The organism is Thermofilum uzonense (assembly GCF_000993805.1).
GTDB lineage: Archaea > Thermoproteota > Thermoprotei > Thermofilales > Thermofilaceae > Thermofilum > Thermofilum uzonense.
On record NZ_CP009961.1, the window covers coordinates 37,553 to 51,529 of the forward strand.

The 13,977-nt window shown below is 46.0% G+C and carries 18 protein-coding genes; 11 read left to right on the top strand and 7 right to left on the bottom strand.

Annotation, left to right across the window (positions count from 1 at the left end):
- Nucleotides 1-46 precede the first annotated feature (46 nt).
- The 5 genes from MA03_RS00225 to MA03_RS00245 all read left to right on the top strand — a co-directional run bounded on the left by MA03_RS00225 (nucleotide 47) and on the right by MA03_RS00245 (nucleotide 3,810).
- Nucleotides 47-523 (top strand): 30S ribosomal protein S13, encoded by a 477-nt coding sequence (locus MA03_RS00225; RefSeq protein ID WP_052883348.1) that lies wholly within the window; start codon nucleotides 47-49, stop codon nucleotides 521-523.
- Nucleotides 524-1,042, top strand: a complete 519-nt coding sequence (locus MA03_RS00230; RefSeq protein ID WP_052883349.1) for a 30S ribosomal protein S4 — start codon at nucleotides 524-526, stop codon at nucleotides 1,040-1,042.
- A gap of 2 nt (nucleotides 1,043-1,044) precedes the next feature.
- Nucleotides 1,045-1,479, top strand: coding sequence for a 30S ribosomal protein S11 (locus MA03_RS00235; RefSeq protein ID WP_191118592.1), 435 nt, complete (start codon nucleotides 1,045-1,047; stop codon nucleotides 1,477-1,479).
- A gap of 210 nt (nucleotides 1,480-1,689) precedes the next feature.
- Nucleotides 1,690-2,526 (top strand): hypothetical protein, encoded by an 837-nt coding sequence (locus MA03_RS00240; protein WP_052883350.1) that lies wholly within the window; start codon nucleotides 1,690-1,692, stop codon nucleotides 2,524-2,526.
- 78 nt (nucleotides 2,527-2,604) lie between these two features.
- The gene (locus MA03_RS00245) at nucleotides 2,605-3,810 is read left to right on the top strand and encodes a pyridoxal phosphate-dependent aminotransferase (protein WP_052883351.1); all 1,206 of its coding nucleotides are present in this window, start codon (nucleotides 2,605-2,607) and stop codon (nucleotides 3,808-3,810) included.
- Here the strand turns inward: MA03_RS00245 and MA03_RS00250 are convergent.
- The 7 genes from MA03_RS00250 to MA03_RS08510 all read right to left on the bottom strand — a co-directional run bounded on the left by MA03_RS00250 (nucleotide 3,807) and on the right by MA03_RS08510 (nucleotide 9,095).
- Nucleotides 3,807-4,184: a roadblock/LC7 domain-containing protein gene (locus MA03_RS00250; protein WP_052883352.1), complete on the bottom strand. Its 378-nt coding sequence runs from the start codon at nucleotides 4,182-4,184 to the stop codon at nucleotides 3,807-3,809. The genes MA03_RS00245 and MA03_RS00250 overlap by 4 nt on opposite strands.
- Before the next feature lie 160 nt (nucleotides 4,185-4,344).
- Nucleotides 4,345-4,890 (bottom strand): GTP-binding protein, encoded by a 546-nt coding sequence (locus MA03_RS00255; protein WP_052883353.1) that lies wholly within the window; start codon nucleotides 4,888-4,890, stop codon nucleotides 4,345-4,347.
- A complete protein-coding gene (locus MA03_RS00260; protein ID WP_191118593.1) occupies nucleotides 4,859-5,275 on the bottom strand; it encodes a roadblock/LC7 domain-containing protein in 417 nt (138 codons plus the stop codon). Before MA03_RS00260 ends, MA03_RS00255 begins: the two co-directional genes overlap by 32 nt.
- Before the next feature lie 18 nt (nucleotides 5,276-5,293).
- Nucleotides 5,294-6,043: a hypothetical protein gene (locus tag MA03_RS00265; protein ID WP_052883355.1), complete on the bottom strand. Its 750-nt coding sequence runs from the start codon at nucleotides 6,041-6,043 to the stop codon at nucleotides 5,294-5,296.
- A 51-nt stretch (nucleotides 6,044-6,094) separates the two neighbouring features.
- On the bottom strand, nucleotides 6,095-7,285 hold the full coding sequence (locus MA03_RS00270) for an HIT domain-containing protein (RefSeq protein WP_191118594.1): 1,191 nt from the start codon (nucleotides 7,283-7,285) through the stop codon (nucleotides 6,095-6,097).
- A gap of 5 nt (nucleotides 7,286-7,290) precedes the next feature.
- The gene (locus tag MA03_RS00275) at nucleotides 7,291-8,670 is read right to left on the bottom strand and encodes a hypothetical protein (protein WP_052883357.1); all 1,380 of its coding nucleotides are present in this window, start codon (nucleotides 8,668-8,670) and stop codon (nucleotides 7,291-7,293) included.
- Nucleotides 8,670-9,095: a hypothetical protein gene (locus MA03_RS08510; protein ID WP_219731638.1), complete on the bottom strand. Its 426-nt coding sequence runs from the start codon at nucleotides 9,093-9,095 to the stop codon at nucleotides 8,670-8,672. Before MA03_RS08510 ends, MA03_RS00275 begins: the two co-directional genes overlap by 1 nt.
- Before the next feature lie 13 nt (nucleotides 9,096-9,108).
- On the opposite strand from MA03_RS08510, the gene MA03_RS00280 reads away from it, so the two are divergent.
- From MA03_RS00280 to MA03_RS00305, 6 genes are all read left to right on the top strand, one after another.
- Nucleotides 9,109-10,251 (top strand): peptidase associated/transthyretin-like domain-containing protein, encoded by a 1,143-nt coding sequence (locus MA03_RS00280; RefSeq protein ID WP_219731639.1) that lies wholly within the window; start codon nucleotides 9,109-9,111, stop codon nucleotides 10,249-10,251.
- Between the two features lie 37 nt (nucleotides 10,252-10,288).
- Nucleotides 10,289-10,555 carry a hypothetical protein gene (locus MA03_RS00285; RefSeq protein WP_052883359.1) on the top strand — a complete coding sequence of 89 codons (267 nt, stop codon included), beginning with the start codon at nucleotides 10,289-10,291 and terminating at the stop codon, nucleotides 10,553-10,555.
- 110 nt (nucleotides 10,556-10,665) lie between these two features.
- On the top strand, nucleotides 10,666-11,766 hold the full coding sequence (locus MA03_RS00290) for a M24 family metallopeptidase (protein ID WP_052883360.1): 1,101 nt from the start codon (nucleotides 10,666-10,668) through the stop codon (nucleotides 11,764-11,766).
- Nucleotides 11,767-11,772: 6 nt separating this feature from the next.
- Complete coding sequence (locus MA03_RS00295; protein ID WP_236944886.1) at nucleotides 11,773-12,369, top strand: endonuclease dU; 597 nt, start codon at nucleotides 11,773-11,775, stop codon at nucleotides 12,367-12,369.
- Between the two features lie 51 nt (nucleotides 12,370-12,420).
- Entirely contained in the window at nucleotides 12,421-13,464 is a 1,044-nt protein-coding gene (mtnA, locus tag MA03_RS00300) for an S-methyl-5-thioribose-1-phosphate isomerase (protein WP_052883361.1), read from the top strand.
- A gap of 105 nt (nucleotides 13,465-13,569) precedes the next feature.
- Entirely contained in the window at nucleotides 13,570-13,977 is a 408-nt protein-coding gene (locus tag MA03_RS00305) for a hypothetical protein (RefSeq protein WP_052883362.1), read from the top strand.

The window sequence follows — 13,977 nt, forward strand, 5'->3', positions numbered from 1 at the left end:
CTGCGAAAAAGATATTTATTGGGTTTTTCTTTAGGCTTCAGGCAATATGTCTAGCGAGTTTCAATATATAGTGAGAATAGCGGGAGTAGACTTACCAGGCGACAAAGCCTTAGCGTATGCTTTGGCTGAGATAAAGGGAATCGGCGTCAATACAGCTTACGTTATTCTAAGGAAGCTAGGCTACGATCCGCATAGACTGTTGGGGACGTTGACGGAGGAAGATGTGGAAAAAATATCTACGGCTTTGAGGAACATTGAGTCTCTTGGCTTGCCATCCTGGATTCTCAATAGACGCAAAGAGCCTGCAACGGGGGCTGACAAGCACCTAATAACCTCTGACCTCTTATTAGCTGTGCGTGGAGACATTGAAAATGAGAAAAAGATCAAAAGCTACAGGGGTGTCAGACACATGTACGGACTTAAAGTTAGAGGGCAGAGAACCAGGACAACAGGCCGTACAGGCCTCACCTTAGGCGTTAAGAGGGGTGCCGCAAAACAACAGGAAGCTAAAAAAGGTGGTTAAATGGGAGATCCCAAGAAATCTCGTAGAAAATGGCAAGGTCCGGGTCATCCCTGGAGGAAAGATGTTCTAGAAGAGGAAATGAGACTTCTAGGAGAGTATGGCCTAAGGAATAAACGCGAATTATGGATTGCGGAGTCCCTCCTTAGGGATATAAGAGCCAGGGCTAGAAGGCTTTTAGCCTTACCAGAAGAAGAAAGGTTACCTCTGGAGAAGCCTCTTGTTTCCAGGCTATACAAGCTCGGTATCCTCCCGAGTGAACAATCCACTCTGGACGAGATTTTAAGCCTTACAGTTCGTCAAATTCTTGAACGAAGGCTACAAACCATTGTTTATAGGAAAGGACTTGCTTCAAGCATGTATCACGCCAGACAACTCATCACTCATGGACATATCGCAATAGGAGGCAGACGTGTTAATAGCCCTGGCTATCTCGTCCAAAGGCACGAGGAGGATCTCGTAGGATATTACCCGTTGTCTCCTCTTGTAAAGGCTTCTCAAGTTGCAGAAAAGGGTGAGTGAATATGGCAGAGGAAGCTAAACCGAAAGAACAGCAACAAAAGGAGGCAAAGGCTAAGAGCGACGTAGGGATAGCATGGATATATGCAAGCTACAATAACACTATTATCCATATAACGGACATCTCTGGCGCCGAGACTATTGCCATAGCATCAGGTGGACAAATAGCAAAAGCGGATCGCGACAAACCTTCTCCCTGGGCGGCCATGCAAGCCGCCGTTAAAGCTGCAAAAATAGCTCTTGACAAGGGAATTAGGGTGGTACACGTTAAGGTCAAAGCCCCAGGAGGCTACGGTGCAAAGACTCCTGGTCCGGGAGCTGGACCTGCTATAAGAGCTCTCGTTAGAGCTGGACTCATGGTTGATCGCATCGAGGATGTCACTCCACTACCCACGGACTCTATAAGAAAGCCTGGAGGCCGCAGAGGTCGAAGAGTATAAGCCGGATCAGACCGGAAACCTTCTCTTCATTTTTCCGAGCTGCAATGGGTCATCATTTCAATTTCTTTATTGAGTCAACCCTTTAGAATTTTTTGTAAGATTTTATAAATCACATACTAATATTGCTTCAACTGATAAGCAATAAGCACACGCTATATTTTTTATCTGGGATTAACCCTAATTTCATAGAATAAACTAGGTGGGTATATATTGCCTTGGATTGGACTAGAATCCTCATGTTCCTCAGAGGGGGTCGAAAGTCTACTAAAAGAGTATGGATACACTGTTGCAAGAAAGTTTGCTATTGAATTATTCGTAAAGGAGTCATGGATGAAGTTTATTATATATGAAGTCATCGGATTTGCAGAAGGAGTAGCAGAGCTTCTCTCCGAGACCTTTAATTGCCCCGCCCTTGAAGCTGGCCCTCACCTAGTTCTCGGTGAAGTGTCTGCAAAACTATGGGACGAAGCCGCTAAAGTGGTCATGCCCACGGGGGAATCATATATTGTTCCCATCTATACCTATGATGGTTTTCTTGATGTGAAGATGCCAACATCAAAAGTTAGGGGTTTGAAGGGACAGATTATTATAGGTGGGCGTGCGTTCGACTTGCCGTTAAAAGAAGAAGATATTCTCAACCTTATGATTATCGATAAAAGAGTAAAGGAAAAAATAGAGAAAGCCATAGCCGTGTATGGAGAAAAAAGAATTCTGAGCGAGGAGCTTCGAGAAAGACTAGGGAAGAAAACACGAGATGAAGGCAGAAAAAGCACTCGGATAGAGTATGAGATTGACCCTGAAACCAAGATAGTTTTTTGTCTTTACGACGGAAAATTAACGTCTATGAGCCTGTCAAGGTTTACGGTCTTTCTTGCAGAGAATCAGATGTTTGATGAGTTGAAGGAATTCTTGAACAAACTACCTCCTTCCCAGTTAAGAGAGATATACAACACTCTTAAAGAATATTTGGAGGTCTATAAGAGCACTGCAGGTTCTCGAACTGAGCTAAAGAATATTCTTGAGGATCTTGAGAAAAAACTAAAATAATAATCAACTTGCATAATTGATAATTATTAAAAAACATTAGGATAAGAATAAATATATGAAAGGGAGGAATATTTCTCGATGCCTAGACTATCTTCAAGAACTCAAGCGATTGTTGGCTCTCCTATTCGAAGAATTGCAACCTTACTCGATGAGGCTCGACGAAAAGGAGATATTATTAGCTTCGGAGGAGGGGCTCCCAGTCTTCCACCACCTCAAGAAGTAGTAGATTACCTAGCAGATTTTCTCAGGAAAGCCCCCCAGAAAACAGTTGCTTACGGTGCCACGAGAGGAATGATAGAGCTAAGAGAATTAATTGCCGAGGATCTTAAGAAATATTGGAACGTGTCATATGATCCTAAAGAAGAGATAATGATTGTCAACGGAGGTACTGAGGGCATTTACCTCGCCCTGGGTGCCATACTTGAGCCGGGAGACGAGGTCGTCTTAATTGATCCCACTTATGTCGGATACGCTGAACCCGTTCGGCTTCTTGGAGGCAGGGTTCGTTATGTGCCTGTTAAAGTCGAGGAAGACTATCAGCCTAATATAGAGGATGTTAAGAAGGTTGTATCTCCTTTGACTAAAGCCTTCGTACTTTTGTCTCCAGACAACCCTACGGGACGGATTGTTACAGAGGAGTTTGTCCGTGATCTCGTCAAATTGGCCCGAGAATATGATTTCTGGATAATCTTTGATGCCGTCTACAAACACATTAGTTATGGACGTCCGACTCCCTGGGTGGACGCCTTTCCAGGAGCTAGGGAGAGGACAATAACAATCAACAGTTTCAGCAAAGAGGCCTCTATACCGGGTTTCCGGCTAGGATACGTGACGGGACCAGCGGAGGTTATAGAAAGTATGGAGAAAATTAAACAATATGTCTCGCTTGCTCCGGACACGCCTGGACAAATAGCTATGATCAAATTCTATGAGAGCGGAATAAAGGAACGATACCTGAACGAGATAGTCATCCCCACTTACCGGAAAAGGAGAGATCTAATGTATAAGCTTATAAAGGAATACCTACCAGAAGCAAGAACCACTCTCCCCGAGGGTGCATTTTACTTCTTCGTGGACATGCGTAGATATCTCGAAGCGATGGGAAGAGACGACGAGGAGTTCTCGAACAGACTCCTTTACCGGAAAAGTGTCGTTGTTATACCGGGTAAATATTTCGGCGAAATGGGTTTGGGACACGTAAGAATGACTTTTGTAAGCGAACCCGAAGAAAGAATAGAGGAGGGTATGAAGAGGATAAGTGCTTATATTTCCAGCTATCTCTAAGGCGTTATCCTAGACTCTAATATTTTCTTTTTTATGTCTCTCAAGGTATAAAGCAGTACACCAAGCCTTGTATCCTTACTGAACAGTACAGCCATATAGCCTATATCGCCTAGCTTAATGTAAATTATTCCAGACCCGTCAGGAGCGTTTACAGTAATCCAGTCAGCCTCGCCTTTACCCAATTCTGTGCTAGCCCTATTTCCAACCTCTGAAAGTACGGCTGTTAAAGCAGCAACCTTTTCTTCTAAATCCTTGTCAGTGATACTGCTAACAAGTGGAAGTCCGTCACTAGTTGCGACTACGAAGCCTTCAAAGCCAGCTACCTTTGTTACGGGCTCTATGAGACGTCTCAAAGCCTCTAGATTCAGACTCATCCTAACACCAGTTTTAATTGAGGTATCTAAAATATATTTTTAACATTTTTAATTATACCATTAACTAGTTATTAAGATTGAAAAATCTACAAGACAGCCAATGTAAGGGTCGAAGATGGTAGTGTAAAATAGCACGCCGGTTAGTATAAGTGGTACAAGCCTATTCTGCTCTATATTTAGGCTTTTGAGCTCGAATAAGTTCAACGGCGCGTTGTAGGACGCTAATTGCAGACTCTTTCTTTAACGCTACTAAAGGGACAACGATGTCGTTATTCACTCCAAAAACCTGAGCCACGGTAGATGGCTTAATACTATTTGGGAGGTCCTGTTTGTTCACAGCTATCACGTGAGGATAATCCCCAAGATTTTTCATGTACTCATACACCGTCCGAGAACGCATGACGTTAAGCATCGATGAACCATCCACGATAAAGATATAACCATGCATGCCAACCGCGAGTACACGCCACATAAACTGTAGCCTTGTCTGACCAGGAGTACCAAAAACGTACACGTCTGTTCCATCCAGGTTGACTCTACAGTAATCAAAAGCTACAGTGGTATATTGTTTTATCTGGGATTCATACAGTGTCGACACTGGAACTTCTGTAGTCAAAACTTTACCAGAAGAAATTGTTTTCACAAACGTCGTTTTACCACTAGCGTAGGGGCCACTAACCAGTATTTTTAGGTAGTCTCTTTGCATCTACCTGTCCCACCCCTGCGATCTTTATTACTTCGTCTTCGTATTTTCTCAACACGAGGTGGATCAACCCAAGGTTGGGACGTGGAGTTGAAGACAAAGCGATGAACGAGCCGTCGATCGTCGAGATAATAACATGCTCACCGTTCTCGAATTCTACATCAACTCTCTTTACGCGGCTACCAAATATATCTCCCAAAGCATCAAGCGAGCCGAGTGCTGCAGCTGAAGCTACAGCAAGAAACTCTGCTTGTGGTTGTTCTGAGGAAATATAGGATACTGGGATTCCGTCTCGCCAGGCGAAGACGATAGAGGATACCATATCGTGCGTTTCTTTTATTATCTTCGCAAGGACCCCTCTAAGCTCGACTTCCTTCTCGGAACTCAACTTTAACACCTCAAATACTTACATTGTTTTAGCTATCACGTCTCTATAATATTTGCTTATCGTTTCCCTAATTTCTCCGATGCGATTCTCGTCCACTTCAAGAAGATTATCGACTTCTATAATACCAAAAACAGTCAAATCTTTCACCTCCCCTAGCCTAAAGAGATCGATACGCCTGTTACCTTTAATAAGCGATGTTTTATCCATGTTTGACAGTCTCAGGATCTCTAGAAGCTTTGGTGGCTCCTCACTGCACTGGCCGTATTGTTTCACTATATACCCTTGTGATGTTATTATTCCTGCATAACGTACCTCAGGAAAGTAGAGAGCGATTTCTCCAATGTCTTTAAGGGCCGCTACCTCTTTGAGAGTTTCACGAGTAGGCTTCGGATAAACGCCTGTGCGAACAGCCTCGGCAGGCCTCCTCCTCTCCAGGGTTAGCATTCTACCCTCTAAGCTTGTAATCTTGGCTTCTAAACGCAGGGTGTTATCTTGAATCATCTTCAAAGAGTTTCTTAACTCCTCGATACTGGCTGACAGGCTCTGCTGGGCAGATTCAATGGTATTAATTTTTTCCCTAGTAGTACTAAGACTCTCTGTCTGAGGAGGCTTTAGCAAATCTCTCCTAAACACATGTAGAAAATACATGAAGGCTATCAGCACTCCAAGGGATATTCCAAGCGCTAAAAACGCCAGGAAGACAAGGGGGGTTATAATATCAACAGCTGATAACTGTGCTAATGTGTTTGTCAAAGTATAATAAAACATGTCTGCTCTAATTCAAGTCTCCATTGCACACCAATATAAAAATATTCGATACTATCCGTCGCTCATTGCTGACCTGAGTATTCTAGCCACCTCCTCCGGAGCTATACGGGCAACCCTTACTGAATCGAGCACCTCTATGCCTCCTATTTTTTCAAAGGGCACGAAATCTATAAACAGGTGAAAGAATGAGTTATAGCCAAATGGGTTACTATAAATTAAAACATACCTATCATGTGCTACCCCAGCCTTGTCCATGCCCCTAGATATCCTAATTAGTGTTTCAGCAAGACCCGTAATTTCAATTCTATCTAGCTCTGTGATGCGCTCTACGTGTCTCTTAGGAGCAATTCTCACGTGAAAGTTTCTCCGAGGAGCAGATGTAGCCCACGAAATCCAAGTATTATTTTCGAAGATTATTCTGTTATCGTGTCTCGAAGTGCATATGTGGCACTTCCCCTTCATCGTATCAAAAGCCTGTAATACGTTCTCCATGTATGCTCCATGACCATCTTGGTTCAGGTCGATGTATGTTTGCGCGTGGAGACGTGGCTGTGTACCACCTGCCAGGGATCCAATGTTGAAGAACACGTATGTGGGTATTAAAGAAAAACCCCTTTTTCGAGCATCGTCCACACCAGTTTTGATAGCTTCAATTAGAGAGAGGAACAACCATGTTAGTGATTCAACGCTGGCCTCACTGAATGTCTCATAGTACTTAGATACAGGGAAAGTGACAAGATTTATACCATGGGCGATTCGGGTATACTCGTCTTCAATTCGCATCCTAAGAGTTCTCTCTAGTTCGCTATCAATAACTCTAACCATAGCAGGGTATCTGTTAACAATTGTAGCGGCATATGCATCTTTAATCTCGTTCATAACTGGTTCAGTACTGAATACTCCATCAAATCGATTAGCATCAACAGTTACAAATATTGCGTAGTCTCTCCCTTCGATGATTTCTCTAAAGACATCACTGGTGCTACCTTCTCTTCTTTCTTCTCCACCCGGTCTAGATCCCCTTATTGGACTAATATACGAGAAATGACCCTTCCATTTACCTATAGGTACAAGTCTCCCAGAAGCATCTTGAAGCATTATTGGCGCGGCAGATAACGGGTCCCATTTTTTTCGAGGGATGAGGTGGATCTTGTCCTCTGAGAAGTTGTACCGAGAAATCACTCCCCAATGCATGAAAGGTATTTCCTCCAACCTCATGTAGGCTTTGACACCTTGCGACAACTTTTTCACCGCGTAAAGCCTATAACCTCAAAATCCATAAAAACTTGCTCAAGAGTCTTGATATGATCTTCGTTTAATTCTGGGACTGCACGTCTAAATGTTGAGTCAAAGGCCTTCCGAGCCGAAGCTCCTTGTCTAATTTTCTCATCAATCGTTCTGCCTAATCGAAGGAGAGTTGTCCTGCTGAGACGTGTTAGAATTTTACGGTAAGGTAATGATAGCTTCTCAAGTGTTTCTATATCGAAACCTGTTATCTTTGATAGTATCGCTAGTGCTGATGCTATATCTATAACCCTTATGTACACTATTAGAGTATCGCTTGGATTAAGGGATCGGAGTCCATCCAAACCTAACCTGTGGTATAAGAGAATCTTTGCTTTACACTTTCTTCCTAGCATTAAATATCGGAGGAACGACTCTTCCTCGTCATATGTTAAACCCAGTATTACTATCTTCTTATTTGGATTCGACTCATTGCATAAGAGGATAATCTGAGAAATTATTTCGTTCAAATCAGAGAATATTATCTGTAAGTCATCTAGTTCGCGCCTACTTCTGTTTTCTCTGAGAAAGCCTCTTTTTAGTTTAAAAAATAAAGAAGGAATTTTAAAGCTTATCCTGTCAAGATAGTATGCCGAGGTCGTTGTACTGAGGGAGGCTAGAATAGCGAGAAGATCACGCTGGGTAATACTTACATTTGCGAGGATGGGTATTAGTATCAGTAAAAGTTGTGGCATCACAATTTTTATGAGTCTAGGCTCCTCCGACAAAGAGGACACTATCATACTCAGAACAAATACAAAGAACTCCACCAAGAATACTATGTTGGACCAGAAGAGGTTAACAAGGCTAGAATAAAATGAAACCGCGTCTACGATTTCCCCCCTGCTGCTCCTAGGGAACCCGCCGGGGAAAACCAAAGGCGGGCTCCAAAAAATGGATGATCTAACGAAAAGTAAAGACATAACAGTCAGGTTGATGAGAAAAATAGCAGCCGAGAAAAACGACTCATGAACCTTTTCCTTAGATGACAAGTAATACAAGAGCCCTAATACAACTCCCATACTCCAAGGAAATAGAATAACAATGGGTGGAAACATTAGGAGGGCAAGCGCACTCCTCCAATCGTGCACGTTTTTTACGAGGTACAGGAGCATAAAGGGGAGCACAGCCAAGAGAAGAAAGAGTTTACTGGATCTGTAGAGTTCGAGAAAAAACACTAAGAGGAATGCCGGAAGCGCTGAGGCCGGATTAACGACACTAGCTAGCAACGGAATAATCCACAAATAGCTTTCACCCATTATCGATGGAAAAAGGTTCGCGTAAGCAAAAATAGTGACCGCAACACTAGAGAGGGCCAGGAGTCGTTGTTTTATTGCAGCCACTATAGACGCCTATCCACCACCATCACTGTCGTAATAAAAAAGTGTTTCACAAGCATCCTGCCACCCGGCCTGTCCCCCTCAACACCGCTGCGCGTCGTGAAGCCCGCAGTAAAGCTTTTTTCGCCGCTTTGAGTGTTCCAGTTGATGGGCTGGAGGCTGGCAGCCCTCGTGGCGGCTGTCCTGGCAGTGCTAGCCGTGTTGCTCGTCTTCCCGCCGTCGAGGCAGAGCGGTGGGCAACACGGCCTGCAGGGCGGTGGAGTGGAGGCGCCCAGGCAGGTCCTCGTCTCGGCCACCGTGCTGGGGCAGGGTAGCCTTGCCCTCAACGGCACGCCAGTCTCGAACAGCACCCTGCTCCTGAGGCCCGGCGTCGTCAGCTTGGAGGCCAGGCCTGCAAGCGGGTGGAGGCTCAAGCAGCTCCTCGTCAACGGCTCGCCCGGGGTGGCTGACTGGCTAAGGATCAGGGGCAACACGAGCATCGCTGTTGTCTTCGAGCACGTGCCGGTAAAGGTCGTGGTCTACTCGGATTTAGAGGGTGCTAGAGCGGTGGTCAACGGGTCCAGCGTAGCGTTGCCCGCTGAGCTTGAGGTCCCGTGGGGAAGCGTGCTGGTGGTGGAGCAGGCCCCCGTGGAGGGCTACGAGGCGCTCAACGGCACGGTGACGCTCAGGGCTCTGGGAGACGTGGAGGTTAGGCTCGCCTACAGGAAGGTCAGGTTCGTGGCCCGCTTCCTCAACGTCCTCGTCCCCGTCAAGGTGAACGCCACGGGCAGGGTCTACGCGGGCAACTTCACCCTAGCCTTCAACCGGTCCCACACCGTCGCCGTGGAGCCCTACGGCGTCGACGACGCGGGCTGCGCGCCGTTCAACCAGACGCATAAGGTGTGCCTCCACGGCTGGCTGAGGAGGTCCACCAACGAGACGCTGAGGGTGAGGTACCTCTACGTGAACTTGACGGGCGACGAGGTCTTCGATCAGCTCCAAGTCTACACGAAGGCAAGCTACGACGCCGCCGTGATAGAGGTCCTCGTCGGCAACACCACGGTGAAGACGATTGCTTGGCCGGCCGCCTCGCTGATGGTCGTGCCCTTCAGGGCGGAGTACGAGTACGTGGGCAACGGCTGGTTCCACGTGAAGGGGGACGACTGGGGCTTCTACATCAAGATGCCGCCTTGGAGGAGGATAAGGGTCTACGTGAACTACACCGCGGTGCAGAGGGGGGGAGGAGAGATAGTAGGCCGCATCGCGGTGGTGGTCTGCAACGGCCCTGTCTACCTGGACATCGGCACGGCTTACGGCTCGATCCCGCTCACCGCCTTCACGATCGACAGGAGGATAGTGGAGGTGTACGACGCCGCGCTGAAGCAGTACAACTATGACAGGAGGGCCATGGACGTGTTCTTCGGGTACGAGCGGGAGTTCCAAAAGTACTTCCTCTGCTACAACCTCGTCGAGAACTACCAGTGCAGCCCCGGCAAGACGATGGCCGGCCCGAGCACGAAAATCAGGCCCAGCTGGGTCTCCCAGGGAGACCTGGAATTCGATGGTAGCGGGGAGGCCTGGATAAAGATCGAGATACTGGAGTAGCACGGTATATTAACCCCTTTTTTCCACAATTATTACCGTGAAGCCTAGGGCCTTGCTAGCGCTAGCAGTGCTAGTACTCGCGTTGGCCGCGGCGCAGGCGCCGGCGCTCAGCGCTGAAGACACCAGGAAAAGCGAGAAGGCCGCCGTGGACAAGTACGGCGATGGGACGGGATACACCTTCAGCGCGGAGGTGAAGAACGACCCCTACCACATCACGCGTCTCCTCGAGGATTGGAAGCAGAGAAGACATGCTAGAACCCCCTCTGAGACTATAGAGAGTGGGCTGGGGGATTTGAACCCCTGACTTACGCGTCTGGAGCCTCAGCCTCTCACTAGAGACCGCCGCTTTATCTGGTTGAGCTACCAGTGGACGTAAAGGAAAACAATTTATTATAGTCTAAATTTAGCTCTCCCATGGAAACTTATAAGAGGCACGTTGAAAAACTCCTGAAAATTCTCACCGATAAAAACCTCAAAGCTGCTTTGGTATTTAATCCAGCGAATATCTTTTACTTCACTGGGACAGATGCTCCCTCCGCAACTTTGATATTCGAGGATTCGCGTGTTGTTTCTATTTCAAGCAGGCTGGAATATCTCAGAGCTGTCGAGGAACACTTGATAGGAGAGGTGTATGCCTTTTCCCGAGCTACTGAGGTTGCCGAATACGAAAAGATTATACAGGGTGATCTCTACGAATCCATCAAGAAATTATTGGAAGGAATGACGCCTGAGCGAATAGGCGTTGTGGGGGGTAGCGCTGATCTCAGGCAAAAGCTCACCGAGAAGATAGGCCCAGGCTTTCAAGATCTTTCAAGAGAAGTTTCCCTCCTACGCAGACAAAAAGACTTAGACGAGCTTGAGCGGATCAAGTCGGCTATAAGAATCGGCGAATATGCGATGTCTAAGGCTCTTAATGCGCTCGAGAAAGGCGTAACGGAATATGAGGTTGTAGCAGAGGTGCTGTATGCCATTCATAGAAATAATGCAACCCCCTCCTTTGACCCTATAGTCGCCTTTGGTGAGCATGCATCTCATCCTCACGCAAAGCCAAGTAGGAGAGAACTCCAGGAGGGTGATGTCGTTAAAATCGATCTGGGGGCACGTGTGCAAGGATACTGTAGCGATATGACAAGAACCGTGATCTTTGGAAGAGTATCTACTAAACAGGAAAGGATAATAAAAGCTGTTCATAGAGCTCAGGAGAGGGCAATTGAAGCTTTGCGAGCCGGTGTGAGGGCTAGAGAAGTGCACATGGAAGCCTATAGGATCTTGAAAGAGGAGGGGCTTCACAACTATTTTAATCATGGCTTAGGGCATGGTGTGGGCATTGAGATACATGAAGAGCCTTATCTAAATGCTGAGACTGAGGCTGAGTTGCTTGTAGGAGACATCGTAACCGTAGAGCCTGGAGTCTACATGGCTGGTTATCTCGGTGTGCGTATAGAAGACATGATTTTAGTTAAAGAAGAGGGCACCGAACTCTTAACTTATTTCCCGAAAGATTACATTATTTAGGGCTATATGATTCATCTGACCAAACCAGCTTTTCGGGTTCTCGGTGTTGCCGAGTGCTTCAATAAAAGGCAGAAGAAGTCTGTTCAGGCTGCCGTATCGTACAGGCGTGACGGAATAATCGACGGGTTCTATCTAACATGGACTAGGGTAGGTGGTCTTGATGCAACCGAGAAGATAATTCAACTTGTTAAAAGCACAGGAAGAAGGGACTTTAACCTTATAATGCTTAATGGTTGCATTATAAGTTGGTTCAACATCGTTGACATATATCGCGTTTACGAGGAACTGAGCTTACCCGTTCTATGCCTCAGTTATGAAGAATCTGAGGGTTTAGAACGGTATCTGAGAGATTATTTCCCAGGAGACGAAGAAAGGCTACAGATGTATTATAAACTTGGTGAAAGAAAACTAGTCTATATTCGAAGGACTAGAAGCTACGTGTATGTCCGGTCAGTAGGCCTAGATGAGAGCGAGACAAGAGAAGTACTAAACCTGGTTACTCTGCACGGCAAAATACCTGAACCTTTGCGATTAGCTCAGAGTCTAGCACGTACTGTTCACGAGTTTTTGAATTCCAACGACCCCTCGTTTTTAAACGAATAAATCTTTACGTAAACTGAAGGAATATATTTTGGTGCCTCATAAAATTTCTCAATGCTAAGACTCCCAAGAACTATTGAGTGGAAAGACGGTATAGTGAGACTAATAAACCAAAAGGAATTACCGGATAGGCTCATCTATATCGAGACCTCTGACTGGAGAAGGGTTGCCAAAGCTATAAAGGACATGGAAATACGAGGTGCACCAGCAATAGGTGTTGCTGCAGGCTACGCACTGGCTCTTTTTGCATACCACTGGCGGGGAGAGTCCCTCGAATCTTTCAAACGTGAGCTATTCCAGGCGGCTGAGGAAGTTAAGAAAACCCGTCCTACAGCTGTTAATCTCTTCTGGGCTGTGGAGCGAATATTAAGTAAGGCAAGCCAGGTCTCGAGCATTGACGAGGCTAGAAGATCAATCATCGAGGAGGCGATAAACATCCATAAAGAGGATGAGCGGGCCAACCGACGTATAGGCGAGATAGGAGCGGAGCTAATAGAGGATGGAGACACCATTATTACGGTTTGCAATGCTGGATCGCTTGCTACCAGTTACTGGGGTACCGCTACAGCTCCGATGTACGTTGCTAGAGAGCAAGGTAAAAATATAAGGGTAATTGCGCTTGAGACGCGTCCCTATCTCCAGGGAGCTAGATTAACCGCATGGGAACTTAGCCAGGCAGGAATCGACGTTGTCATAGCTACGGATAATAGCATTGGGATTCTTGCCATGAGGGAAAAGATTTCCCTAGCCATCGTTGGAGCAGACAGGGTGACACGCATAGGATGGGTCGCCAACAAGCTGGGAACATATCCTCTAGCACTAGTATCCCGTGTTCACAATATTCCGTTCTACGTAGCAGCGCCTACAAGTACCCTGGACTTAAAGTCAAAGGATCCTACGGACTTCGAGATCGAAAAACGCGACCCGTCTGAGGTATTATACTGGAAGGGGACCAGAATAGCGCCCGAGGGCGTAAATGCTATATACTATGCCTTTGATCTAACGCCACCACAGCTTATAACCGGGATAATAACGGAAGCCGGTATAATCTATCCTCCTTACGAGAAAAATATACCAAGGACTCTCCAACGCGTTTAACCTTTGTTTTGTGATCTAGATTTAAGTATAAGAGGGTTATCTTTTCTATTTTTCTGAAAACCGTGGGTCTTTTTAACCACAGCTTATTCTTAACAATGAAAGTCGATGTCTGCAAAGCTCATACGACTCAAGCGCCTGATAGATCTGGTGCACGTCCTAAACGTGAGCCCGTTACCCTTAATTCACCACTACACGCTAGAGTCGATGCACATATACTTTGTCCCGGTTAATCTCGGAGGAGAACCTAGCGTAATTTATTACTATGAGTCCCCCCAGCCATTGCAAGGAGTCTATATACTCTTCAATAATTTTTCAGGCGAGATAATCCTTTCCAATAAGTGGGTCTCGGATAGCAAATTCCTCATCATCCCCATAGTGGAAGTCGAGGCTCAAAGCTTCTTCTCTCCCAAAGAATTTCTCCAGGAAGTCAGGAAAAATAACCTCAAGAACAGAGAAAAGGATAAACATGCTAAAGTAGCCACAACCGAGGAATTACTAGTTACACAACCCTAA